Source organism: Pantanalinema sp. (assembly GCA_036704125.1).
In the GTDB taxonomy this organism is placed as follows: Bacteria; Cyanobacteriota; Sericytochromatia; order S15B-MN24; family UBA4093; genus JAGIBK01.
In genome coordinates this window covers 1-22933 of record DATNQI010000011.1, presented here as the reverse complement: position 1 = coordinate 22933, position 22933 = coordinate 1, and the positions used below count along the sequence as shown (strand labels likewise).

The following is a 22933-nucleotide window of genomic DNA, read 5'->3' as shown; positions in this document are numbered from 1 at the left end:
GTCGCGACACCATCCGCTTTCAGCCCCCAGGCTCACCCGAAGAAAGCGTGAAGAGAGGTCTTGTGGCATGATGCAAGCTTCCGTCCAACTCGTCGGCAGGGCTGGCGCTTTCTTGAAGAACCAGGCCACCGACGGCTTTCCCGATGCCCTCGATCTCCAGTTCGGCCTGATGGGCCATGCGATCCTCGTCGGTTCCGTCTTTCAGGTCGCGCTCGCCACGATGGCCCTCCACGCCGCCCTGCCCGACGACGCCGAGGCCCAGGCGATCGTCGCGCGCGAGACCGACGCCATTCTCGCCCTGGGAAGCCCGGATGGCTGGCGCTACTTCAACCTGTGCCCCGAGATCCCGCCCGACGCGGACGTCCTGGCCCAGGTCGTGACCCTGCTGCACCGCGTGGGGCGCCGCGATCGCCTCGAGAGCCTGGACGGCCCCCTCGCGTTGCTCGAGCAAAACCGCCTCCAGGCGGGGCGGTTCCGGACCTGGCTGTGCTCCTCCCTGGACGAAGCGGGCGCGGCCGACGCGCTCTGGGGCGCCGGCACGGACCCGGTGCACCCGGAAGTGGTCGGCAACCTCCTCGGTGCGCTCCTGCTGATCGATCCCGGACGCTACGCGCACGACGCGCGCATGGGCGCCGACTGGCTCGCCCGGCAGGATAGCGGGGGGCTCTACCCGAGTTACTGGTACTACGGGCTCGGCTACGGCACCTACCAGGCGATTCGCATGTTCGATCTCCTGCTTAAACAGGCGCCCGAGCAGTTCGGCCCTGCGCCAGCCGAGGCCATGCGCCGCGCCCGCGACGCCATGCTGCGCGCGCAGCTCCCCTCAGGCGGCTGGGCCGCCACCCAGGGACCGACCGGCCTTGCGGTGGTCGGCGGCCAGTACCGGCCCGAAAGGGAAGCAGGCGCCCTGGAGACGGCCTTCACGGTCCTGGCCCTGCGACGCCTTGAGCCGGACCCGGGCATCTCGGCCGCGCTCGAAAGCGCCGAAGGCTTCTTGAGCCGATGCCAGCAGGAAGACGGCGGGTTCGCCGCCGAACCCTTCTACTTCACCCTCGGTCCCCGGCCGCTCGCGAGCCGCTGCCTCACGACGGCCGCGGTCTTGCTGGCGCTCACCGATTGAGGCGCGCGAGCATTCGCCGAATAATGTGCCCCCGAAGGCCGGGCCAATTTCACCGTGGGGGGTTATAATATCGTTGGGAAAGCCGTCTTCAATTCCCTGAGAGGATGATCTATTTGGAAACTTTCCGGCAAAGCGTCGAAACAGCAGGCGACATCACCTTCGTGAAGGCTGAAGGATTCGTCGACGCTCACACCGCCCCTCAGCTCGAGCGGCTGCTCAACGACCTGGTCGCGCAGAAACACTACAAGGTCGTGCTCGACTGCGAGTTCATGGACTACATCTCGAGCGCCGGTCTCGGCGTCCTGATGGGGGCCATCAGCAACTTCCGGCAGAACCACGGCGATCTCAAGGTGGTGCAGTTGCCCCAGAAGGTCTTCAAGGTCTTCGACCTGCTGGGCTTCACCAAGCTCTTCGAGATCTACGACTCGCGCGGCGATGCCATCGCCGCCTTCCTGGAGACCTAGAGCCATGTCCAGTGCCAGTGGCTGCTTCGAAGCGACATTCCGCAGCGATACCGCGAACCTCGCGCGGATCCGCGGGTTCGTCCGCGAGAAGGCCGCCGGCGTGGGCTTCTCCAGCGAGGCCCTGGACAGCATCGAGCTCGCGGTGGACGAGGCCTGCGCCAACGTCATGGAGCACGCCTACCCCCAGAAGCGGGGCGACTTCGGGATTCACCTCTCGATCCGCACCGATCGCGGCGCGTTCACCGTGGTGATCACCGACAAGGGCTCCACCTTCGACCCGATGGAGATCCCACCGCCCAACCTCGACCAGCACCTGGCCGAGTTCCGCGTGGGGGGGCTCGGCATCTTCCTCATGCGCAGCCTCATGGACCACGTCGACTACCACATCCAGCCCGGCTTCAAGAACGAGGTCAGGCTGGTCAAGTACCTGAGCACCGCAAGACCTTGATCCTCACCAGCCTCCAGAACCCCAAGCTCAAGGCCCTGCGCGCCCTTCACTCCCGGAAGGGGCGCAAGCAAGCGGGCCTCTTCCTCCTCGAGACCACCAAGCTCATCCAGGAGGCCCTCGCGAGCGGCTGGCCGCTCGTGGAGGCCTTCGTCACCGAGGCCTGGCAGGCGAGACACGGCGTGCTCGAGGGCGTCGAGACCACGCTGGTGGCCGAGCGCCTCTTCGATCAGCTCGTGACCACCGAGACCCCCGAGGGGGTGGTGGCGATCGCCCGCATCCCCGCGCCCGAGGCCGCCCTCGGCGTGAGCAAGGACGCCTTCTTCGTGGTGGCCGACGCCCTCCAGGACCCGGGCAACCTGGGCACCGTCATCCGCACGGCCGACGCGGTGGGCGCGAGCGCCGTGCTGGTGGGCCCAGGCACGGTCGATCCCTATTCTCCCAAGGCGGTGCGCGCCACCATGGGCTCGCTCTTCCACCTGCCCGTCCTGGTGCGCCCCTCGCTCGCCGAGGACCTCTCGCGCCTCAAGGCCGAGGGCGTGGCCATCTACGCCACCGCGCTTCGGACCGAGCGCTCGCTCTACGACCTGAACCTGAGGGGCAAGCTCGCCTGGCTGGTGGGCAACGAGGGGGCTGGCCTCTCGGACGAGATGGTCCGGCTTGCGACCGAGGCGGTCTCCATCCCCATGCCGGGGCAGGCCGAATCGCTCAACGCGGGGATCGCAACCGCCGTCTGCCTCTACGAGACCCTTCGCCAGCGCCTCTCGTAATCGCTTCCTTCCAGAACGTGCAACGGGCCTGCCCTGTGGGGCAGGCCCGTTGCACTCCGGAAAGGTAACTACGCCCAGCGCGCGATCTGCTGCGAGAGGGTCGAAAGCTGAGCGTCGACCTCGCCCATGCGGCTGCGCAGCTTGTCCACCACGTGCGCCGGGGCCTTCGAGACGAAGGCCTCGTTGGAGAGCTGGCCCTCCAGGCGCTGGCGCTCGCTGGTGAGCTGGCCCTGCTCCTTCTTGAGGCGCTCGACCTCCTTGGCGATGTCGAGCAAGCCCTCGAGCGGCAGCAGGATGGTGTTCTCGCCCGCCACGCCCGAGGCGGCCTGGGCGATCTCGACCGGCTCGGCGCCGACCTCGACCGCTTCCGAACGGGTCAGGTGAGCGATGGTGGCCTTCATGCGGCCGAGCAGCTCATGCTGCTTGCCGAAGATGACCAGGCGCTCGGCCTTCTTGGCCGGGGGAACGCCCAGCTCGGCGCGCATGTTGCGCACGGTTCGGATGACCTCCATGACCAGCGCCATCTCGGCCTCGACGGCCTCGTCGCGAAGGGCCTCGTCGTACGCGGGCCAGGTGGTCTTGAGCAGGGTCTGGGTGGGAGCGACCAGCTCCTGGGCCACCAGCTGCGCGTAGATCTCCTCGGTGATGAAGGGCATGAAGGGGTGCATCAGGCGCAGCGCCGTCGAGAGCACCTCGCGCAGCACCGCCTTGACCGCCTCGTCCCCCTCGCGCATGCGGGGCTTGGCCAGCTCCAGGTACCAGTCGCAGAACTCGGTCCAGACGAACTCGTAGAGCGCGGTGGTGGCGTCCGAGAGCGAGAAGGCATCGATGGCCCCGGTGACGGTCTTGACCGTGTGCTGCAGGCGGCTGAGAATCCAGCGATCGGCGATGTCGAGCTGCTCGGCGGGGATCTCGGAGATCCCCTTGCTGAAGCCCTGGGGCAGGTTCATGAGCACGAAGCGGCTCGCGTTCCAGAGCTTGTTGGCGAAGTTGCGGCCCGCCTCGAGCTTGTCCTCGGTGTAGCGGACGTCCTGCGCGCTGGTGCCGGCGCCGGCGAACCAGAAGCGGCAGGCATCGGTGCCGTACTTGCCCATGATCTCGAGCGGATCGACCCCGGTGCCCTTGGACTTGCTCATGCGCTGGCCCTTGGCGTCGAGGATGGTCGCGTGGATCACCACGTCCTCGAAGGGGACCTCGTGCTCGAACTCCATGCTCATGAACACCATGCGCGCCACCCACAGGTAGATGATGTCGCGCGCGGTCGAGAGCACGTTGGTCGGGTAGAAGTAGTCGAACTCGGGGGTCTTGTCGGGCCAGCCGAGGGTGGCGAAGGGCCACATGGCGCTCGAGAACCAGGTGTCGAGCACGTCGGGGTCCTGCTCGGTCGGCTTCGCGCAGGTCGGGCACTGGGCGAGATCGGTGACCGAGGCGTGGGCGTGGCCCTCCTCGCAGGTCCAGACCGGGATCCGGTGGCCCCACCACAGCTGACGCGAGACGCACCAGTCGCGGATGTTGCGCAGCCAGTCGAGGTAGACGCCCTTCCAGCGGTCGGGCGTGAAGTCCACCTTGCCCTCCTCGACCACCTTGATGGCCGGAGCGGCGAGCTGCTGCATGGCGACGAACCACTGGTCCGAGAGGCGCGGCTCGATGACGGTCGAGCAGCGATCGCAGTGGGTGACGTTGTTGCGGTAGGCCTCTTCCTTGACCAGGACGCCCTCGTCGCGCAGGCGCTTGGCCGCGACCTGGCGCGCCTCGAAGCGGTCCATTCCCGCCCACTCGGCGCCGGCAAGCTCGCTCATGGCGCCCTCGGCGGTCATGACGTCGATGCTCGGCAGGCCGTGACGCTGGCCGATCTCGTAGTCGGCCGGGTCGTGGGCCGGGGTGATCTTGAGGGCGCCGGTGCCGAACTCGCGCTCCACGTGGGAATCGGCGATGACGGGCACCAGGCGATCCGTCATGGGGACGCGCACCTTCTTGCCGACCATGGCGGCGTAGCGCTCGTCCTCGGGGTGCACGGCGATCGCCACGTCGCCCAGGATGGTCTCGGGGCGGACCGTGGCGATGGTGATGGCGCCCGAGCCGTCCTCCAGGGCGTACTGGACGTGGTAAAGGGTGCTGTCCGACTCCTTGTAGACCACCTCCAGATCGGAGAGCGAGGTCAGGCAGCGGGGGCACCAGTTGATGATGCGGTTGCCGCGGTAGATCAGGCCCTTGTCGTAGAGGTGCACGAAGGCCTTGCGCACGGCTCTGGTGTAGCCCTCGTCCATGGTGAAGCGCAGGCGGCTGTAGTCCATGGACGCGCCCATCCGACGGTACTGGTTGACGATGGTGTTGCCGTAGTGCTCCTTCCACTCCCAGACGCGCTCGATGAACGCTTCGCGGCCCAGGTCGTGGCGGCTCTTGCCCTCCTCGTTGCGGAGCTTGCGCTCGACCACGTTCTGGGTGGCGATGCCCGCATGGTCGGTGCCGCCCTGCCACAGGACGCCGTGGCCCTGCATGCGCCGGGTGCGGCACAGCACGTCCTGGATGGTGCCGTTGGTGGCGTGGCCCAGGTGCAGCGAGCCCGTCACGTTGGGGGGCGGCAGGACGATGGAGAAGGGCTTCTTGGCCGGATCCAGGTCCATCTTGAAGACGTCGAGCGCCTCCCAGCGATCGCTCCACCTGGGCTCGACCGCGGCGGGCTCGTAAGCGGTGGACATCTGTGGGGCGGCGGTCGTGGTGGGTTCCATGGAGCCTCCGAAAGCGGGTAATGGGCGCAAAAATAGGGGCGAAATCGGGTTCAATATTAGATTGATTTTAACACAGAAGCCCCCGCTCCCTCTCGGGAAGGCGGGGGCCCCGGGCGAAGCGATCTAGGCCGGATCGACTTCGAACACCTCGCGCAGGCTATCGACTAGATCCGAATTCTTCCAGCCGAGGTCCTTCAAGGCCTTGGTGTTGTCGTAGGCGATGCGCGCCGGCAGCGGCAGGGGCAGGGCGAGGGCGGGCCCCTTGCCGCTCGCCTGCTTCCAGGCCTGGAAGAACTCCCAGGTAGAGCGCGCCTCGCCCGCGGTGTTGTAGGCCTCCCCGACGGAGACCTCGCGCTCGAGCGAAAGCGCCGCGGCCTCGGCGACGTCCCCGGCGTAGACGAAGGGGAAAACCAGGTTGGGCACCACCAAGAGTGGCAGGCGGGTCAGCCGGCGCACCAGGGGCATGAAGTTGGTGTCGCGGGCCCCGTAGATGCCCGACGGGCGCAGGACCGTCAGCGCCAGCCCGTACTCGGCGCTCAGGCGCCAGGCCAGGGCCTCACTCAGGGCCTTGGTGGTCCGGTAGGCGCCCGCGGTGAAGCGATCCTTCAGCTCGAGCTTGGGATCGTCCTCGCGCGAAAGCCCGAGCTGCTGCCGGTAGACACCGACGGTGCTGACGTGGACGACGCGCTGGACCCCGGCGTCGCGCAGGGCCTCGAAGGTGTGCTGCGTGCCGATCTGGTTGGGTCGGAAGTTCGCCTCCCAGCCCCCCTGGGTCAGGCTGTACAGAGCGGCGGTGTGGACGACGGCGTCCACCCCCGAGAACGCCGCTCTCAGAGCGCTCGGGTCCATCAGGTCGGCCTGGCGGAGCTCGGCGCAGCGCCCGGCGAGATCGGGAACCTTGAGGGGGTTGCGGACCACGCCCACCACCTTCGCACCACGCGCGCGCAGCGCGTCCACCACGTACCCGCCCAAGAACCCGCTCGCGCCGGTCACGCCGATCGACTTGCCCCTGAGATCCATCTGCTGCGTCCTTTCATCGGAAGCCGTCATTGTAACAGAGCCCCCCTGCAAGCTGTGAACAATTGAAAACCCTCGCCAGACCGGATTCAGGGCGTCCAGCCCGGTGGCGGCGCGATCGCGGGGCGGCGGGCACAATGCTCGCACGAAAGCTACTCGGATTTTAACCTGTGTTTGCGCGGTAATCGCGTCACTCCTCGAGGGTAAAGCGCAGAAAGAGGACGCTTTTGCTCTCGAAAACCAGTCCCTCCTCTCAAGACACCCCACACCCACGAAGGAGCCCTTCCTTGTTCAAACGAAACCTCTCCCTGCTCACGCTCTCCGGGACGCTTCTGGCGTTCGGTGGGCTCGCCGGCTGCGGCACCGCTCCCGGCACCATGCCCTCGAGCGCGAGCCTGACCACGCCGGGCACCCCGCAAGGCGCTCAGGCGGCCCCCGGCAAGATCGTCGTCAAGCTGAAGAACGGCTACGGCACCCGGGCGGTCCAGGGCCTGCGGATGGTTCAGGCCGTCGAGGGCCTGAGCAACACCCGCGTCTACACCGTGCCCGCCGGCAGCACCGTCGAAGAGACCCTCGCCCAGCTGCGCCGCGACGCCAACGTCATCTACGCCGAGCCCGACTACATCTACCACGCCACCGAGATCCGCTCGCAGGCCGTGACCAACGACCCCATGCGCGAGCAGCTCTGGGGCCTCGAGAAGATCCAGGCGCCCCAGGCCTGGGACACGACCCGGGGCGACGCGGCCGTGACGGTGGCCGTGGTCGACACCGGCGTGGACTACAACCACGAGGACCTCGCGGGCCAGGTGATCAAGGGGCCCGACTTCGGCAACAACGACAACGATCCGATGGACGACCAGGGCCACGGCTCCCACGTGGCCGGCACCATCGCCGCCCTCGGCGACAACGGCAAGGGCGTGGTCGGGATCGCCTACAAGACCCGGATCCTCGCCATCAAGGTGCTCGGATCCGACGGCTCGGGCTCGACCTCGGCGATCGCCCAGGGCATCCTGAAGGCCCAGGAGATGGGCGCGCGGATCATCAACCTCTCGCTCGGCGGCCCCCAGGAGGCCTCGGTGCTCAAGGACGCCATCGACCAGGTCACCGCCAAGGGCGTGCTGTGCGTGGTCGCCTCGGGCAACGACGGCAAGACCACTCCCAACTACCCCGCAGCCTACCCCAACGCGCTCTCGGTGGGCGCCACGGATCAATCGGACAAGCGCACCAGCTTCTCCAACCACGCGAGCTCGGTGGACATCGCCGCTCCCGGCCTCGACATCCTCTCGAGCACCGGCGGCACCTACAAGAAGCTCTCGGGCACCAGCATGGCGAGCCCCCACGTCACGGGCGCCGCGGCTCTGCTGCTCGCCAAGTACCCCTCGCTGACCCCGCAGCAGCTGCGCGACGCGCTGACCCAGAGCGGAGACGGCGTCAGCGGCTTCAGCAACGGAATCAAGCGCCTCAACGTCGCGCGCGCCCTGGAGCTTGCGGGCGGTGCGACGCTGCCTGAGCCTCAGCCCGCGCCCACTCCTGCCCCCGAGCAAGGCCAGCAGCCGGGTCCCAGGCCCAACCCCGGTCAGCAGCCGGGTCCCAGGCCCGACCCCGGTCAGCAGCCGGGTCACAGGCCCGACCGGGGTCAGCAGCCTGGTCACAGGCCCGATCGCGGTCAGCAGCCGGTCCACAGGCCCCAGCCCGGATTCGACAATCCGTTCCCCTTCCCGGAGTGGCCCTTCAGCCGCTAGCCTTGACGCGATTCAACCCCCTCCGAGCAGCCTCGGGGGGGGTTGAAAATGAGTCGTCAATCGGATCGCGAAGCTGATTCAGGGCAGCGCGGGCGTCTGCCCGCAGTCGGGGTCGTGTGCCTCGAACTGCCTGGCCCAGGCGCCGATCGCGCAGAACACGGGGTCGAGGGCCTCCCCCTTGGGGGTCAGGCGATACAGGACCTGGATCGGACGCGTGGCCGAGACCTCGCGCACGATGATCCCCCACTCCTCGAGCTCCTTGAGGCGCTCGGTCAGGAGGCGATCGCTCAGGTCGGGCACCGCCTCGCGGAACTCGCAGAACCGGCGCGGACGCTTCATGAGCGCTGAGATGATCGCCCCGGTCCAGCGACGACCGATGACCTCGATCGTCCGGTGAAAGACCTGGCAAACCGCCCCAGCCACGTGGTTTTCAGTTTGGATACCGCACGACATGCGTCACCTTCCCGGGTTTTCAGAAGTGGTAGCCGGCTCACACTGCGACAAGCAGCCATATTCGCCCGATCAACTATATCACAACTACGCACCATTCGTGCACGGCAAACGATCGCACCGACAGCAGACCCCGGCTGCCCCGGGCTCAGGGCAGGTCGAAGAGCAGCACCTCGCCCCAGTCGTCAGCATCGAGCACGATCTCAGACTCGCCGGAGACGCCGACGCCGTCTCCGGCCGAGAGGGGCTCTCCATTCAGCGAGACGCATCCCCTGGCCACGTGGAGGTAGGCGCGCCGCGCCGGATCGAGGGCGTAGGGAAGGCGATCGCCCGCCTTCAGGACGGTGACGAAGAGCGAGGCGTCCTGGCGGATGGCGATCGAGCCGTCGCGGCCGTCCGGCGAGACGAGCAGGACCCAGTGCCCGCGCTTCTGCTCGTCGGAGAAGTTGCGCTCCGCGTAGCGCGGCTCGCCGCCCCGCTGGTTCGGCATGATCCAGATCTGGAGCAGGTGCAGCCCGTCCTGCTCGGAAGGGTTGAACTCGCTGTGGGTGACGCCGGTGCCCGCGCTCATGTACTGGATGTCGCCGGCCTTGATGATCGCGCCGTTGCCCATGCTGTCTCGGTGCTGCAGGGCCCCCTCGAGGACGTAGGTCACGATCTCCATCTCCCGGTGGGGGTGGGTCCCGAAGCCCGTCCCGGCCGCCACGCGATCCTCGTTGATCACGCGAAGCGCCGAGAAGCCCATGTGCGCAGGGTCGAAGTAGTCGGCGAACGAGAAGGTGTGGTAGGTGTCCAGCCAGCCATGGTTGGCGTGGCCGCGCTCCTGGCTCTTGCGGATCATCAGCATGGTGGCTTACCCTTCCTTTCAGTCCTAGGTAGAATCAACTCCAGTTTAGTTCTAACTAGAACCAACTGTCAACCGCCATCTGTCCCTTTGTCCCGGGGCGTATGATGGAGCATCATGCGGCGAGGCGCCGCGGTGCATGCGCTGAGGAGGCGTTGTCTTGCAGACTGATCCTTTCGTTCCGCCCACCAGCCCGAGCCTGGCCGCACGCGTCGAGCGCGAGGCCGGCGAACCATGGCGCCGCAACCTGGGGCGCCTTTCCGACGACGCCCTGGGCGAGGTGCGAGCCGACTGGTGGTGGACCGGAAAGCCCCCCGTCCACGGGCAGTGTCCGGGGGTGGACGCCTCGGGGGTCATGACCTCCTTGCCCCTTCTCGACTACGGCCGCTGCACGCGCGACGAGGTCCTCGCCTACTTCGACAACACCTGGACCCTGACCGAGGTGCTGTTCGCGTCGCTCACCCACGAGGAGGCCTTCTACCGGCCGCCCTACCACAACCTGCGCCACCCCCTCATCTTCTACTACTGCCATCCGGCGGTGCTCTACATCAACAAGCTGCGCCTCTCGGGGCTCCTCGGCGACTCGCTCAACGCAGACTACGAGCACCTCTTCGAGACCGGCGTCGACGAGATGTCCTGGGACGACATGTCCAAGAACGAGCGCACCTGGCCCTCCGTCCAGGAGGGCAACGCCTACCGTCGCACGGTCTACGGCATCGTCCGCAAGCTGCTCGAGACCCACCCCGACCTGGACGCTCCGGCCCTCTCGCAGGAAAGTCCCCTGCGGGCCGTCCTGATGGGCTTCGAGCACGAGCGCATCCACCTGGATACCTCTTCGGTCCTCATCCGCGAGTTGCCCCAGCACCTGGTGCGCCGTCCCGCCCAGTGGCCCGCCGAGCACCCGACGGCACGCGGCTCCCGGGTCGACGAGCCGCTCGCGGGGCGGGACTATCCCGAGAACCCCCTGGTCGACGTGAGCGGGGCCGAGGTTCACCTGGGCAAGCCTCGCACCTGGCCGACCTTCGGCTGGGACAACGAGTACGGCGATCGCAGCGTGACGGTCGAGGGCTTCGCCGCGAGCCGGCAGCTCGTGAGCAACGGCGAGTTCCTGGCCTTCGTGAAGGCGGGCGGCTACCGCGAGGCGCGCTACTGGTCGGAAGAGGCCTGGCAGTGGAAGACCTTCCGCAACGCCAAGTGGCCGACCTTCTGGGTGTCGGAGGGCCCCTCGGGCCTTCACCGCTTCAAGCTGCGGACCTGCTTCGAGACCGTCGAGATGCCCTGGTCCTGGCCCGCCGAGGTCAACTACTTCGAGGCCAAGGCCTACTGCGCCTGGCGCAGCGAACGCGAAGGCGGCACGCCGCTACGCCTGCCGAGCGAGGCCGAGCACAACCGGATGCGCCCGAATGCCATGCGCCTGGCCGATCGCGCGGCTCGCCGCGATCCGGTCATGGCGCACGCCGGCAGCGCCATGGCCCGGGCCGAGGGCCTCAACCTCAACCTCGCCTACGGCGCGGCGTGCCCGGTCGACGCCTTTCCCCCGACCCCCGAGGGGCTGCACGACGCCATGGGCAACGTCTGGCAGTGGTGCGAGGACCACTTCAACCCCCTGAGCGGCAGCAAGCTCGACCCGCTCTACGAGGACTTCAGCGTCCCCTGCTACGACGGGAAGCACCAGATGCTCCTGGGCGGCTCGTTCGTCAGCACCGGTGACGAGGCGAGCATCTGGGCCCGCTTCCACTTCCGGCCCCACTTCTACCAGCATGCGGGCTTCCGCCTGGTGCGCTCGCCCGGCGACGGCGGCGCGGTCAAGCTCGGCGCCGAAGGGGGCAAGGAGGACGTCTACGAGACGCGCCAGCTGCTCGACGAGTATCTCCTGATGCACTACGGCACCCCCGAGGACGTCATGCCCTACGGCTTCGGGCCCAAGGACGCGGTGGACTTCGCCCAGCGCTGCGCCCGGATGCTCAGCGAGGCGGCGCGCGAGGCGGGGATCACCGGCGGGCGAGCGCTGGACGTGGGCTGCGCCGTCGGCGGGGCGGTCTTCGAGCTGGCGCGGCACTTCGATTCGGTGACGGGGGTGGACCTCTCAAAATCGTTCATCGACGCGGCCGAGACCCTGCGCCGCGACGGGCGCCTCGACTACGGCCGCAAGGACGAGGGGCGGCTCTCGACGCCCCGCACGGCCGTGATCGACCCAGCGATCGAACGCGGGCGCACCACCTTCAGGCAGGCGGACGCATGCGCGCTTCCCGCCGAGTACGAGGGCTTCGACGCGGTCCTGATGGCCAACCTCCTCTGCCGCCTCCCGAGCCCGCGCGCGTGCCTCTCGCGCCTGGGCGGAGCGCGCGGCCTGGTGAGGCCCGGCGGCCTCCTGCTCCTGGTCTCGCCCTACTCCTGGCTCGAGCAGTTCACCCCGATCGAGGCCTGGCTCGGAGGCTTCGAGCGCGACGGCCAAGGCGTCCGAGCCGCCGACACCCTGCGCGCGATGCTTGCAGGCGAGTTCGAGCTGGTGAAGGAAACGGACGTGCCACTCGTCATCCGAGAGCACGCCCGCAAGTTCCAGTACATCGTGTCGCACGCGATGCTCTGGCGAAGGAAGTAAGGCCTCAGCCCCGCCGCTCGTCGGCGGGGCTTTTCCTTGACACCTCGATCAAGCCTTGCGCCCCGTGAAGAAGGCGAGAATCGGGAGGAAGAGGCGTAGCAGGCGTTCACCCCAGTTGCGCGCGGGCAAAGGCACGATCTTGTCCACCCAATCGATCTTGGCCGGGATGCTCGTGGCCCAGTCGTGGTCGAAGACGGCCCGATCGAGGCGCGCCACCTGCGCGGCGTCGTCGATGCCGACGCCCACCTCGCGCGAGAAGGACCACGACTGGTTGTCCATGTTCTGGGAGCCCACGTAGGCCCACTGGCCGTCCACCGACAGGTACTTGGTGTGCGAGTCGGAGAGATTCTTGCCGTCTTCCGAGGTCCAGTGCAGCTCGACGTTCCGGCGGGCTTCCTCCGGCAACTGTGCCACGAAGCGCTCGGCCGCCCAGGCGGTGGATCGATCGGCGACCAGCACCGGGTTCCGCATCCGCGTCACCAGCAACTGCACCTTGACCCCGCGCTTGGCCGCATCCTCGATCGCATCCCAGACCTCGGTGGCGTTGAAGTTGGGGGTGGTGAGCTTGATGCTCGTCGTGGCCGCGTTCATGGCGGCGAGCAAGCCCTGATCGGCGTCGTTGGCCGCGTAGTCCCCGAGCCAGGACACCCCACGCTTGGTCAGCATGGTCATGGGAACCTGCGGCTGGGTCGAGGGCAGGGGCGGGGCCTTGAGGTGGACCGGTGGCGTCGCGGTGGCGTTGAGCCAGCGCTTGGAGGTGCGCCAGGCGTCGTCGAAGTCCTGAAGGAACGACTCCACCACGGGCCCCCGCACGTGGATCATCAGGTCGCGCTCCTTGGGGTCGTCGATGTTGTCGCCGCCGATCACCGCCTCGCGCCCGTCCAGAACGAACATCTTGGTGTGGTTGGACTGGCGGCTGACGGCCCCCGCGTAGAAGGCCACCTCCGCCTTGACTCCGGCCTTCGCCAGGGCCTGCTCCATCGACTGGCCGAAGGGATTCAGGTCGCGGTTGTAGGCGATGTAGACCTTGAAGTCGGGGTTCTTGGCCTGCTTGTCGGCGAGGGCCTTGAGCATGCGACGGGAGGCCTCCGACTTATAGTCGAAGATGAAGGTCTGGATGCAGATCTCGAGCTGGGCCTTCTCCAGGAGCCCGATCACCTGCTCGATGCACTCGTCCTCGGCGTCGGTGTCGTTGAGCCAGACGTCCTCGATCGAGCCCGTCGCGAAGGCGCGGGAGGTGTCGAGGGTTCCCTTGCTCGTCTCGAAGACGGCCTGGTTCACGGCGGTGCCGACGGGCGATCGCCCATGGGGATAGGTGCGCAGGCGCATATCCGGGCTTACTCCCGCGGCCGCAGCACCACCCGTCGTGGCGGCAGAAAGGGCACGCGACGGCTGATACGAGCGAGAAGTCGGATCGATCTTCGACAAGGGCGAATGCCTCCCAGCAGCAGGACCTCTCTTGATTATCGCCCATTCCCGGAGATTTCTGACCTCGGCGAGCGATTCCGGGCGCTGTCCCGTCACCGAGCAAGGTCCGCTACATGCGAGCGAGGGAAGGGTATGTTACCGGGAGCCGCGCCACCCCGAACAAGGGAGGGAAGTACCCTGCGAACGCCACCGATGGCCCTGCCGTCACTTCTCGCGCTGAGCCTGGCCCTTGCGGCGGGGTGCCAGGCCCTGCCCGGCGCAAGGCCCCCCCTCTCTCTCGGCACGGCCGCCGAGGGCGCGAGCCTGACCCTGACCATTCCCCCGACGGCGAGTGCCGCGCGCATGACGCAGGCCCAGACCCTGGGCGAGGGCTCGCGGCTCCGGCTGACGGTGCGCGCCGGCGATCGAGAGGCGGCGGTCTCGGTCGACGTGCCCCAGGCCGACGGCGCGAGGACCCTGCGGGTGGAGGGCCTTCCCACCGGGGCGAACCGGCTCCTCGAGCTCCGGGCCCTGGACGCGGCGGATCGCCCCGTGCCGGGCGCCGAGTGGCTCGCGGTCGCAACTCTCGCCACGGGCTCCAACCAGGTCGCGCTCTCGAGCGCCACCACCGCGGTGGGCCGGGTCTGGCAGCGATGGCTGGCGACCGATCAGCGAGCCCTGGCGCAGCAGGCGGATCCCGTCCGGGTGATGCGAAAGCTCGAGGCCCTCAAGCAACAGAGCAACGCCCCGCACCACGCCCTCATCGATGCGGCGAAGTGGGCGGACGCGGTGGCAGGCGCCTCGGGCTCGCTCGAGGTGGCCGGCTCCTACGCGATCGCGCCCGGCTCGGCCCTGGTGAGCGTCACAGGGGCCCCCCGGACGGTGGGGGCTAGCCTCTGGGTCGACGACCCGGTCTCGCCCCTCCAGGCCGGGGTGTCGCCCGCGACCACCCAGACCGACGGCCGCTACCGGGTGGGGCCCATCCTGCCCGGCACCTGGACGGTCTGGATCTCGGTGCCCGGCTTCGGCGTCGCGAGCCGCTCGCTGAACGTCCCTGAGGGCGGCGAGGCGAGCGTCAGCGTCGCCTTCGCGGGCTGGGAGGCCGGCCCCAAGCTGCCCGTCGCGGTCGGCAACGCGGGCTACGCCACTGACGGCCGCCACCTCTACGTCGTCGGCGGCGTCGTCCAAGGCGGGGCCGACACCGCAGGCTGCTGGCAACTCGACACGCACCAGGCGGCGCCTACCTGGGAGGCGCTGCCCGACCTGCCTGGCGCGCGCGACGGGGCGGCGACCGTCCTCATCGGAAGCAAGCTCTACGCCGTGGGGGGCTACACCAAGGGCGAGGGCTACCGCAAGGATGCCGTGGTGCTCGACCTCGCCGCGCCCCAGCCCGCCTGGGCCGAGCTCGGCGACGTGCCGGCCGTCAACGGCTGGCCGCTCTCGATGCTGGGCTACCCGGTGGGCGCCTTCGCCCAGGGCGGCAAGCTCACGGTGCTGATCAACGCCTTCGGCGACCGGGTCGCGGAGGCCCCCTTCGATCGCAGCCACGCGGCGCAGTACGATCCGGTGGCAGGGACCTGGCAGGTGGACGCCGGCGGCATCCCCACCATCCGGACCCCGCGCGCCCGAGCGGGCTTTTCGGCCTTTTCGCTCCAGGGGAACCCGACGATCGTGGTCGCGGGCGGCGACAAGCCCGACATCCAGGAGAACATGGGGTCCTACGGCTTCCTGTTCCGCTCGGCCATGCCGCGCGTCGAGGCCCTCGACCTCGCGCGCGGGCAGTGGGCGGGCTGGGCCGACCTGCCGACCTCGCGCTCGGAGCTCGCGATAGCCCATGCCGGCACCTCGCTCTACGCCGCGGGCGGGGTGGACAACCAGGAGAGCGCGCTCGAAACCGTCGAGCGCCTCGACCTCGGCACCCGCCGCTGGCTGCCCGGCCCGCCGCTCTCGACGCCCCGCTCGTCGTTCGGCCTGCTCGTGGCGAGCGGCCGACTCTGGGCCATCGGCGGCGCCCCGTCGCTCTTCCTGAACGACGGCGTCGGCTCGACCGCGCGCGTGCTCGACCAGGTCGAGGTCCTCACCCTGGAGACCACGCCATGAAGCGCCGACTGATCCCGTTCCTGCTGGCGAGCGGCCTGCTCGCGGCTTGCCAGCAGAGCCCGCCTTCCCCCGTCGTCAGCGGCGTCAGCCCGCAAGGCCCCGAAAGCGCCCCGGCGCCCGGGGCCCAGGATCCGTCCGCGCCCGACAAGGCGCAGGAACCCACCCCGTCGCCCGGTGCCGCACTCGCCCTCGGCTTCGGCGACGTGCCGCCCCAGAGCTGGCTACCCCGGTCGCCGCTTGCGATCGCGCGCGCCGCGCACTCGCTGGTCGCCATGAACGGCGCCCTTTACGCCATCGGGGGCGACTTCAACGACCTGATCGAGCGCTACGACCCCGTGCTCAGGCAGTGGGCGCCGCGCCGCATCCCGAACCAGTCGGCGATCGCCCACCCCATCGGCCAGGCGGCGGCCCTGCGCAACCGGATCGTGATGGTCGCCAACGACCGCGAGTACCTTGGGGCCCCCGAGATCGCCGCTCCGATCTTCTTCGATCCCGAGAGCCTGGACGCCTTCACCGCCGTCGAGAGCCCCCAGTGGAGCTCGTTCGGCAACCTCGTGGCCCCGCGCACCGCGGCCGGCGTCGTCTCGGACGGCGAGACCCTCTACCTGCTGGGCGGTTCCAGCAAGCGCTACGACGGCACCCCCCAGGGGTACGTCTGGGTCGATTCGCCCCTGGTCGAGGCCCTCTCGGCCCGCACCCAGCAGTGGCACCTGGCCGCCCCAATGCCCACCTCGCGCGGCAGCCTCGGGGTCGCCATGCTCGGCGGCAAGATCTACGCCGCGGGCGGCTTCAGGTGGGTCGGCACCCCCGCCCAGGATTCCTACTACGGCGCCTGGGGCGTCAACGCCAACGCCGGAGCGAGCATGCAGGCGCTCGGCGCCTTCGAGGCGTACGACCCGGTCCTGGACACCTGGGCCACCTGCTCGGCCATGCCCACGGCGCGACACTCGCTCTCGCTGGTCGCGGCGAACGGCAGGCTCTATGCGCTGGGCGGCGCCAACGCGGAAAACCGGGCCCTCTCCACCGTCGAATCCTACGACCCCGCAACCGACACCTGGCGCACCGAGCCGCCGATGACCACCAAGCGCGCCCTCTTGGCCGCGGCGGCGCTCTCCGAGCGCCTGCTCGTGGTGACGGGGGGAATGGACGCATCGGGACGCCCCCTTCGCACCGCCGAAGCCTTCAACCCGGAGGTCCTCCCATGACCCTCAGGCGCCATCTCGCTCTTTCGCTCGGCCTGGGCCTCGCCGTCACGGGCTGCCAGGTGACGAGCCCCGGCGCCGGCGCCGGAGGCCCCGCGGCCCCCGTGCTGAGCGCCGCAGTCGAGGACCGCTATCCCGGCGAGAGCATGGACGCGAGCGCCCCCGTCGGGGGGACGCTCACGGGCGCAAGAGCGGCAGCCATCGTCCCCGGCGAGATCGTCGTGACCCTTTCGCCGGGTGCTCAGCTGCCGCTCGACTGGGGCAGCCTCGGCAGGGCCTCGCTCAAGGAGCAGCTGCGCTTCTCGCACCGCGTCGCCCTGCTCGCGCCGCCCGAAGGCATCGCCCTGGATCAGGGGCTCGCCTACCTGCGCCAGCAGCCGGGGGTCCTCGCGGCGCAGCCCAACCACCGGATCGAGCGGCGCGAGGCCACGGGCGCGAACGACCCGTTGCTCGGCGCCCAGTGGCCCTACCCCGCCAGGACGGCGGACGTCTACGGCGCCTGGTCGGGCCTCGACGGCGTCGATCCGGCCAGGCTCGCGCGCACCACCGTCGCGGTGATCGACACGGGGGTCGATCCCGACCACCCCGACCTCAACGTGCTGCCCGGCTACAACTCGGCGGATCCCGTCGTCGAGGGAGTCGTCTCGAGCGCCTCCTTCGATCCGGCCGAGAACGACCACGGCACCGCGTGCGCCGGGGTGCTCGGCGCGAAGCGCGGCAACGGCATGGGCGCCGCCGGGGTCGCACCGGGGGTGGCCATCCTGCCCATCAAGGTGATCGGCTCGACGGGAGGCGGCTCGGACTTCAGCATCCTCAGGGGGCTCGAGATCGCCGCCCACTACAACCGGCCGGACGCTCCCTACTCCAACCTCCAGAACCCCGCCGCCGGCAAGGTGCGGGTGGTGAACCTGAGCTACGGCCCCACCATCACCGCCCGGCTGGAGGTGTACGACGCGATCATGGAGGAGCTGCGCCAGAAGGGCATCGTCGTCTGCGTGGCGGCCGGCAACAACGGGGGCGACGGCCGCGTCGAGGTTCCCGCCAACAGCCCGGCTGCCGTCGGCGTCTCGTGCACCTTCCAGTACCTCGACTGGGAGATGCTCGCGCCCTACTCGAGCCGCGGCCCCGAGATCTGGGTCTCGGCCCCCGGCAACTACATCTGGAGCACGGCCGCCAAGAGAGGCGCGAGCGACTACTCCGGCGCCTACCGGCTCTTCAACGGCACGAGCGCCGCGGCCCCCTTCGCGGCGGGCGTCGCGACGCTCGTGAACATCGTCTACGGCTCGAACGGCCCCGATCAGGAGACCGCGGCCTGGGCCGACCGGGTCAAGCGCCGGCTGGCCGAGAGCGCGGACGACCTGGGCGCCGAGGGGCTCGACCCGTTCTACGGCCACGGGCGGGTCAACGCCGCCCGCGCGATCCGAGGAACGCTACCGGACTAGCGCTTGCAGAGCAGCCGGATGGTCTGGGTCATCTTCTCCTTGATGGCCTCGGGATCCATGTCGATGAAGCACGACTCCATCTGGTTCTCGACCAGATCGCTCGTCACCCGATCGAGGGCCGCCTTTGCCGCCATGATCTGCATGAGGATCTCGTCGCACTGACGCTCCTCGACGATCATCCGCTGGAGGCCCTTGACCTGGCCCTCGATGCGGCGCAGGTTCTGCACAATCTTGTCCTGGCTCATCGGGCTAGCGCTCCACGGGGCCGCGCCAGGCGAGCATGCCGCCTGCCATGTTGGTGGCATCGTGGCCCTCGGCGAGCAAGAGCCGGGTCGCGCTCGCGCTGCGCCCGCCGCTGCGGCAGACCACCACGACCTTGCGATCCCTGGGGACCTCCGAGTGGCGCTCGGGCAGGCTTCCCAGGGGGATCAGGTGGCTACCCGCGATGTGCCCAACCGCGTACTCGCCGGGCTCTCGCACGTCGAGCACGAAGGGGGCGCCGGGCGCTGCGAGCATGGCATCGACCTCCTGGGTCGAGACCTCGGGGACGTGCGCATCGGACATTCCGAACATGATGCCTCCTGTCAAAGCTTGAGGGCGTCATCCAACGCCCGGGAAAGGGCGGCATAGGACGTGGGGCCGACGAACTTCGCGACGGCCCGGCCCTGCCGGTCGGTGATGAGGAACGTCGGGGTGTAGCGCAGCTTGGCGATAGCGCCCAGGCGCTCGGCCTCCGCTCGGTACTCGGGCCGGTCGATGTCGATCGCCCGGACATCGGCGCGATCGCCGTACACCCTGGCGAGAGCCGCCACGATGGGCTTGGAGGCGATGCAGGAGGGGCAGTAGGTCGCCCCGAGCTCCACCAGCGCGACCCGCCCCGGTGCGAGGGCGGGGCTCAGCGCCGCATCGCCGAGGCCGTCGGCGGTGCGGGGAAGGACGTAGCGCCCGAGCGTCACGACGACGAGCGCGACCGCCGCGAGGGTCAGCCCCCGATCGAGCCACTTCGACAGGCCCGGTGTCATCCATGCCGGCCGCGCCATCCTCTCACCTCCCGAGGGGGGATCAAGTACCCCCCATAGGTATCCTAGCCAGAGGGAGATGCGGCGTCAAGCCTCTGGCTAGCTCGCGAACCTCGGTTCGACGGCCGCCGAGAAGCGGGGCTGGACGGCGCCGCTCTGAGTGGGCTGGACGGCGGGGGCGAAGGTGGGCTGGACGGCAGGGGCATAGGTGGGCTGGACGGCAGGGGCATAGGTGGGCTGGATGGCCGGCTGGGCGACCTGGATCGCGGCCTGCGGGAGCTGGACCGCGGGCTGGTAGACCTGGTTCGGCACGAGGATGGCGCCGAGGGGAACCTCGGTGAGAGGCTGGCCGAGCTGGGCCTGGGCCGCGCTGCTCAGGGTGAGGCTATCGAGGGAGCCCAAGGGGACGCTCTGCAGCTTGGGCGCGGCGCTCTGGGCAGGGGCCGCGGGCTTGGGGGCGCTCGGGGCGGGGGGGGCGCTCTGAGCAGGGGCTGAGGCGCCCTTGAGCTTGGCCTCGACGCCCGCGCGCACGCGGCTCCAGTCGAAGTTGGGGGCAGGGTCGTTCTTGCGGCCCCGGGGCAGGGCGACGTCCTTGTGACCGGTGACGCGATCGAGCGGGACGTCGTAGGTCTGGCACATCCAGGCGACCAGGTCGATGATCGACTTGTACTGGGCCTCGGTGAAGGGGTCGCTGCCGCTGCCTGTGTTGACGATCTCGATGCCGAGGCTGAAGTCGTTGACGTCGTCGCGGCCCTTGAACTCGCTCTTGCCGGCGTGCCAGGCGCGCTTGCCGTCAGCAACCGACTGCACGATCCGTCCGTCCTTGCCGACGATGTAGTGGGAGCTGACCTCGGCCGAGGCGTTCTGGAAGAAGCTGGCGTTACTCTCAAGGGTACCGCCCGCCGTGTGGTGGAGGACGACCGCCGAGATGTCCTTGGCGCCGCCGGGGCGGTCGTTGAAGTTGGGCGAGGGCACCTGGGTGACAGCAGGCTTCTGCAGGCCGCCGCCGGCCTGTACGCGGCTGCCCATGCGGCTGACCAGCTGGCCGAGCGAGGCGGTGTTGATGCTGTTGAATCCCATTGCCATGCCGCATCCCCCTTGGTTCACTTACCTAGCGTTATATCGTCGCTCGCGGCCGGCAACCAGGTAAAGGTCACTTGATACTTTCCTTAAGCTTTCCTTCCGGCCGCGCGGGTGCTGCGTTACGGGTATTCACGAACCGTGACAATCCTTGAGACAAGAACCCGGCGCCGCGCCGCGATAGGACTCGCATCGACCGTGCTCCCGGCAACGCCGTCACCAAGGGAGGAACCGTGAAGTCCATTTCGTCTCAAGCCCCCATCCCCACGCCGCGCCCCGTCGCCCCGGCCGCATCCGCCACGGCGAATGCCGTCACGGCCGCCGCCAAGCCGAGCGCCGACAAGTTGACCAACGCCGCCAAGACCGTCGAGGTGACGGTGACGCCCGGCAAGGACCACCTGGGCATCACCGCCAAGGTCGGCGACACGTACTGGAGCATCGCCCGAAAGTTCGCCTCCGCGGCCGACGGCATCGCGCCGACCAGCAGCGAGATCAACGCCTACGTCAAGGACCTCCAGGCCCTCAACGGCAAGAGCCTCAAGGCCGGCCAGGTCGTGAAGCTCCCGATCAACGCGCATTCCACCTTCATGCTCGAGGCCATGGTCGCGGCCCAGAAGGCCGCCGCCGCACGCCAGAAAGCCGGAGAGAAGCTTCCTGCCCTCGACTGGCGAAGCGCCCAGGCGGCCTGGGGCTACGCCGAGGCCCAGGAGATCAGCGTGACGCCCGCCAAGGGCGGGAAGGCGGTTGGCTTCGCCGCGATCGCCTCGGGCTCCGCCAAGGGGGGCACGGTCTACCAGGTCCACGACCTCGCGGCCTATCACAAGCAGGCTGGCCTCTAGGCCGGATTGCCGCGACGCCCCCCCTCCTGCTACACTGTGGGCATCCGGAGGTGTGGCCGAGTGGTTTAAGGCTCTTGTCTTGAAAACAAGCGTGGTGTAACAGCCACCGTCGGTTCGAATCCGACCGCCTCCGCTTCCAACAGCGCCCTCAGCTTTGAGCTGAGGGCGCTGTTTTTACTAATAAGAGCAAATAATAATAACGTCTTATAATTGGGTAAGATGACGTTGGCTTGTTGTTTGGTTGTGGACTGGCCCATGACGCCCTTGGCCGAGCGAGGATGAAGTGAAGAAGTCAAACCTCTTGGTCCTGATTTTGCTGAGCATCGTAACCCTGGGGAACTATGCCCCGATCTGGTACTTGCGGCGCCGGGAAGCGTTCAACGCGCTGCGGACGAGGGAACGCCTCGGCGGGGTCGGGCCAACTATCTTGCTTCTGGTCAGCATCGGATTCCTCGTCTACTCGTTCGGCTTTGGCGAAGCGGTGCAGCACACCCACTTTTATTTGGGGCGGCGTATCGAGTTGGCGGCCACGCTGTTCAACCTTGTCATTTGGCCAATCGTGCTCTTGTGGTATGGCATTGGCGTGAAGCGGATCTTGGACGAGCATCTCCGCGCCACCGGCAATGATCGCGTGAGGCTCTCCGGTCTCGGGGTCTTTTTCTTCAACTTCTTGTATTTGCAGTACAAGATCAATCGAATCATCACGACAAGCGAGGCCAACGCGTCCATGACCTAGCTGGGGTGAGTTCAGCTTTGAACTAGCTGCTTGCAGACAGTCTTGCGACCTACTCGCATCGACAGCGGCCACCTTGCTTGCCTCAACTTCGTGGGATCACCCCATCGTCGCCCAAGCTCGTGGGGGCATATTAAGAGGCACCCGGGGTCTATTGGCCCGCCCCCCTGCCAAAATATGCATCAATGTACATCGCCGAGGAGTGCCCCTATGATCCGAGTTCCCTATGATGATGTGGCCTATATGATCCGGTTTCTTGAAATGAGCCCCGAGCTGTGCGCGAGCCTGCAAAGTAAATTGGCCCGAATTGCCACTGATCCGCGACAGGTGCGTCTAGGAGACAATGAAGCTAGCGAGCTGCGCGAGCTTTGCCAAGATCGATTATTAATAGTCGGCTTTGATGAAGACTATGACCCGAATGAGGAAGGGCTTCGTCTTGAGGGGCTGATTGATAAGTTGTTCACCGGATAAGCTCTTGCAAAATATTCTAGATTCCGATAAGCCTCCACTGTCGGTTCGAATCCGACCGCCTCCGCTCAGTGAACGGTGTTCCCAGCTATTCTCGGGGCACCGTTTCTCATGATTAAGTCCCTGGTAGTGATGAAAATTCGGTCGCCATGGTTTCCCGGGTTGCTGCTTAAGCCCGAGCCGTCGGCAGCATGGCCGCCATCGGCTCAGGCAGCAAAGCGCGCCTGCGCGTATTTCCAGTTTCAACAGGGCCTTCGCCTCCAGGCTCAAATAGCGCCGGGCAAGATCCTTGAAGGTGCGACGGCCGAATCGGGGATGGGTGACACCTTCGGCGTTCGCTGCCAGCTCCGGGGTTTGGTTGTCACGATCTTGCTTCGTCCTGCCCGCAAATGTCTCGAAGGCACCCGCGCAACCAACGATGCGCCGGATCGGCGTCCAGGCGCGGGTGCCAGAGCATTGA

At 68.2% G+C, this 22933-nt stretch carries 22 protein-coding genes and 1 tRNA gene; 14 read left to right on the top strand and 9 right to left on the bottom strand.

Translation table 11 applies throughout. The features are described from left to right. Positions 1-70 precede the first annotated feature (70 nt). The 4 genes from V6D00_01455 (at position 71) to V6D00_01440 (ending at position 2799) form a co-directional block, all read left to right on the top strand. Positions 71-1120 (top strand): hypothetical protein, encoded by a 1050-nt coding sequence (locus V6D00_01455; protein HEY9897821.1) that lies wholly within the window; start codon positions 71-73, stop codon positions 1118-1120. A gap of 104 nt (positions 1121-1224) precedes the next feature. After that, complete coding sequence (locus V6D00_01450; protein HEY9897820.1) at positions 1225-1584, top strand: STAS domain-containing protein; 360 nt, start codon at positions 1225-1227, stop codon at positions 1582-1584. A gap of 4 nt (positions 1585-1588) precedes the next feature. After that, the gene (locus tag V6D00_01445) at positions 1589-2032 is read left to right on the top strand and encodes an ATP-binding protein (GenBank protein HEY9897819.1); all 444 of its coding nucleotides are present in this window, start codon (positions 1589-1591) and stop codon (positions 2030-2032) included. Continuing rightward, on the top strand, positions 2029-2799 hold the full coding sequence (locus V6D00_01440) for an RNA methyltransferase (GenBank protein HEY9897818.1): 771 nt from the start codon (positions 2029-2031) through the stop codon (positions 2797-2799). The genes V6D00_01445 and V6D00_01440 overlap by 4 nt, the downstream gene beginning before the upstream one ends. Positions 2800-2867: 68 nt before the next feature. Here V6D00_01440 and V6D00_01435 read toward each other — a convergent pair whose 3' ends face one another. After that, complete coding sequence (locus V6D00_01435) at positions 2868-5528, bottom strand: valine--tRNA ligase (protein HEY9897817.1); 2661 nt, start codon at positions 5526-5528, stop codon at positions 2868-2870. Positions 5529-5651: 123 nt separating this feature from the next. Further along, positions 5652-6578 (bottom strand): NAD(P)-dependent oxidoreductase, encoded by a 927-nt coding sequence (locus V6D00_01430; GenBank protein ID HEY9897816.1) that lies wholly within the window; start codon positions 6576-6578, stop codon positions 5652-5654. Between the two features lie 254 nt (positions 6579-6832). On the opposite strand from V6D00_01430, the gene V6D00_01425 reads away from it, so the two are divergent. Further along, entirely contained in the window at positions 6833-8287 is a 1455-nt protein-coding gene (locus V6D00_01425; GenBank protein ID HEY9897815.1) for a S8 family serine peptidase, read from the top strand. 78 nt (positions 8288-8365) lie between these two features. Here V6D00_01425 and V6D00_01420 read toward each other — a convergent pair whose 3' ends face one another. Together V6D00_01420 and V6D00_01415 are read right to left on the bottom strand one after the other, a co-directional pair. Then, positions 8366-8740: a helix-turn-helix domain-containing protein gene (locus V6D00_01420; GenBank protein ID HEY9897814.1), complete on the bottom strand. Its 375-nt coding sequence runs from the start codon at positions 8738-8740 to the stop codon at positions 8366-8368. 145 nt (positions 8741-8885) lie between these two features. Beyond that, positions 8886-9584 (bottom strand): pirin family protein, encoded by a 699-nt coding sequence (locus V6D00_01415; protein ID HEY9897813.1) that lies wholly within the window; start codon positions 9582-9584, stop codon positions 8886-8888. A gap of 157 nt (positions 9585-9741) precedes the next feature. On the opposite strand from V6D00_01415, the gene ovoA reads away from it, so the two are divergent. Beyond that, positions 9742-12183 carry a 5-histidylcysteine sulfoxide synthase gene (gene ovoA / locus V6D00_01410; GenBank protein HEY9897812.1) on the top strand — a complete coding sequence of 814 codons (2442 nt, stop codon included), beginning with the start codon at positions 9742-9744 and terminating at the stop codon, positions 12181-12183. A 48-nt stretch (positions 12184-12231) separates the two neighbouring features. Here the strand turns inward: ovoA and V6D00_01405 are convergent, their stop codons facing one another. Then, a complete protein-coding gene (locus tag V6D00_01405; protein ID HEY9897811.1) occupies positions 12232-13512 on the bottom strand; it encodes a phosphatidylserine/phosphatidylglycerophosphate/cardiolipin synthase family protein in 1281 nt (426 codons plus the stop codon). A gap of 291 nt (positions 13513-13803) precedes the next feature. Between V6D00_01405 and V6D00_01400 the strand changes: the two genes are divergently transcribed. The 3 genes from V6D00_01400 to V6D00_01390 are packed head-to-tail and all read left to right on the top strand — an operon-like array spanning position 13804 to position 18334. Continuing rightward, a complete protein-coding gene (locus V6D00_01400) occupies positions 13804-15690 on the top strand; it encodes a hypothetical protein (protein ID HEY9897810.1) in 1887 nt (628 codons plus the stop codon). Continuing rightward, the gene (locus V6D00_01395) at positions 15687-16895 is read left to right on the top strand and encodes a kelch repeat-containing protein (protein ID HEY9897809.1); all 1209 of its coding nucleotides are present in this window, start codon (positions 15687-15689) and stop codon (positions 16893-16895) included. Before V6D00_01400 ends, V6D00_01395 begins: the two co-directional genes overlap by 4 nt. Further along, on the top strand, positions 16892-18334 hold the full coding sequence (locus V6D00_01390) for a S8 family serine peptidase (GenBank protein HEY9897808.1): 1443 nt from the start codon (positions 16892-16894) through the stop codon (positions 18332-18334). The genes V6D00_01395 and V6D00_01390 overlap by 4 nt, the downstream gene beginning before the upstream one ends. Here V6D00_01390 and V6D00_01385 read toward each other — a convergent pair. From V6D00_01385 to V6D00_01370, 4 genes are all read right to left on the bottom strand, one after another. Further along, positions 18331-18579, bottom strand: a complete 249-nt coding sequence (locus V6D00_01385) for a metal-sensitive transcriptional regulator (GenBank protein HEY9897807.1) — start codon at positions 18577-18579, stop codon at positions 18331-18333. The two genes, V6D00_01390 and V6D00_01385, sit on opposite strands and share 4 nt — an antisense overlap. 4 nt (positions 18580-18583) lie before the next feature. Beyond that, positions 18584-18907 (bottom strand): rhodanese-like domain-containing protein, encoded by a 324-nt coding sequence (locus tag V6D00_01380; protein ID HEY9897806.1) that lies wholly within the window; start codon positions 18905-18907, stop codon positions 18584-18586. A gap of 11 nt (positions 18908-18918) precedes the next feature. Continuing rightward, a complete protein-coding gene (locus V6D00_01375; GenBank protein HEY9897805.1) occupies positions 18919-19374 on the bottom strand; it encodes a thioredoxin family protein in 456 nt (151 codons plus the stop codon). Between the two features lie 78 nt (positions 19375-19452). Further along, on the bottom strand, positions 19453-20439 hold the full coding sequence (locus tag V6D00_01370) for an N-acetylmuramoyl-L-alanine amidase (protein HEY9897804.1): 987 nt from the start codon (positions 20437-20439) through the stop codon (positions 19453-19455). A 227-nt stretch (positions 20440-20666) separates the two neighbouring features. On the opposite strand from V6D00_01370, the gene V6D00_01365 reads away from it, so the two are divergent. The 5 genes from V6D00_01365 to V6D00_01345 form a co-directional block, all read left to right on the top strand. Beyond that, positions 20667-21272 carry a LysM peptidoglycan-binding domain-containing protein gene (locus V6D00_01365; GenBank protein ID HEY9897803.1) on the top strand — a complete coding sequence of 202 codons (606 nt, stop codon included), beginning with the start codon at positions 20667-20669 and terminating at the stop codon, positions 21270-21272. A 46-nt stretch (positions 21273-21318) separates the two neighbouring features. After that, a tRNA-Ser gene (locus V6D00_01360) sits at positions 21319-21405 on the top strand. A gap of 150 nt (positions 21406-21555) precedes the next feature. Further along, entirely contained in the window at positions 21556-22008 is a 453-nt protein-coding gene (locus tag V6D00_01355; protein ID HEY9897802.1) for a DUF4234 domain-containing protein, read from the top strand. Between the two features lie 207 nt (positions 22009-22215). Next, positions 22216-22476, top strand: coding sequence for a hypothetical protein (locus V6D00_01350; protein ID HEY9897801.1), 261 nt, complete (start codon positions 22216-22218; stop codon positions 22474-22476). A 108-nt stretch (positions 22477-22584) separates the two neighbouring features. Continuing rightward, the coding region (locus tag V6D00_01345) for a hypothetical protein (GenBank protein HEY9897800.1) at positions 22585-22933 on the top strand (349 nt) is incomplete at its 3' end.

Bases quoted from the DNA above. Each gene is read 5' to 3' on its own strand.
- V6D00_01415 (HEY9897813.1), bottom strand. From the start codon at position 9,584: ATGCTGATGATCCGCAAGAGCCAGGAGCGCGGCCACGCCAACCATGGC.
- V6D00_01375 (HEY9897805.1), bottom strand. From the start codon at position 19,374: ATGGCGCGGCCGGCATGGATGACACCGGGCCTGTCGAAGTGGCTCGAT.
- V6D00_01350 (HEY9897801.1), top strand. From the start codon at position 22,216: ATGATCCGAGTTCCCTATGATGATGTGGCCTATATGATCCGGTTTCTT.
- V6D00_01450 (HEY9897820.1), top strand. From the start codon at position 1,225: ATGATCTATTTGGAAACTTTCCGGCAAAGCGTCGAAACAGCAGGCGAC.
- V6D00_01455 (HEY9897821.1), top strand. From the start codon at position 71: ATGCAAGCTTCCGTCCAACTCGTCGGCAGGGCTGGCGCTTTCTTGAAG.
- V6D00_01390 (HEY9897808.1), top strand. From the start codon at position 16,892: ATGACCCTCAGGCGCCATCTCGCTCTTTCGCTCGGCCTGGGCCTCGCC.
- V6D00_01435 (HEY9897817.1), bottom strand. From the start codon at position 5,528: ATGGAACCCACCACGACCGCCGCCCCACAGATGTCCACCGCTTACGAG.
- V6D00_01370 (HEY9897804.1), bottom strand. From the start codon at position 20,439: ATGGCAATGGGATTCAACAGCATCAACACCGCCTCGCTCGGCCAGCTG.
- V6D00_01400 (HEY9897810.1), top strand. From the start codon at position 13,804: ATGGCCCTGCCGTCACTTCTCGCGCTGAGCCTGGCCCTTGCGGCGGGG.
- V6D00_01380 (HEY9897806.1), bottom strand. From the start codon at position 18,907: ATGTTCGGAATGTCCGATGCGCACGTCCCCGAGGTCTCGACCCAGGAG.
- V6D00_01445 (HEY9897819.1), top strand. From the start codon at position 1,589: ATGTCCAGTGCCAGTGGCTGCTTCGAAGCGACATTCCGCAGCGATACC.
- V6D00_01405 (HEY9897811.1), bottom strand. From the start codon at position 13,512: ATGCGCCTGCGCACCTATCCCCATGGGCGATCGCCCGTCGGCACCGCC.
- V6D00_01385 (HEY9897807.1), bottom strand. From the start codon at position 18,579: ATGAGCCAGGACAAGATTGTGCAGAACCTGCGCCGCATCGAGGGCCAG.
- V6D00_01420 (HEY9897814.1), bottom strand. From the start codon at position 8,740: ATGTCGTGCGGTATCCAAACTGAAAACCACGTGGCTGGGGCGGTTTGC.
- V6D00_01430 (HEY9897816.1), bottom strand. From the start codon at position 6,578: ATGACGGCTTCCGATGAAAGGACGCAGCAGATGGATCTCAGGGGCAAG.
- V6D00_01395 (HEY9897809.1), top strand. From the start codon at position 15,687: ATGAAGCGCCGACTGATCCCGTTCCTGCTGGCGAGCGGCCTGCTCGCG.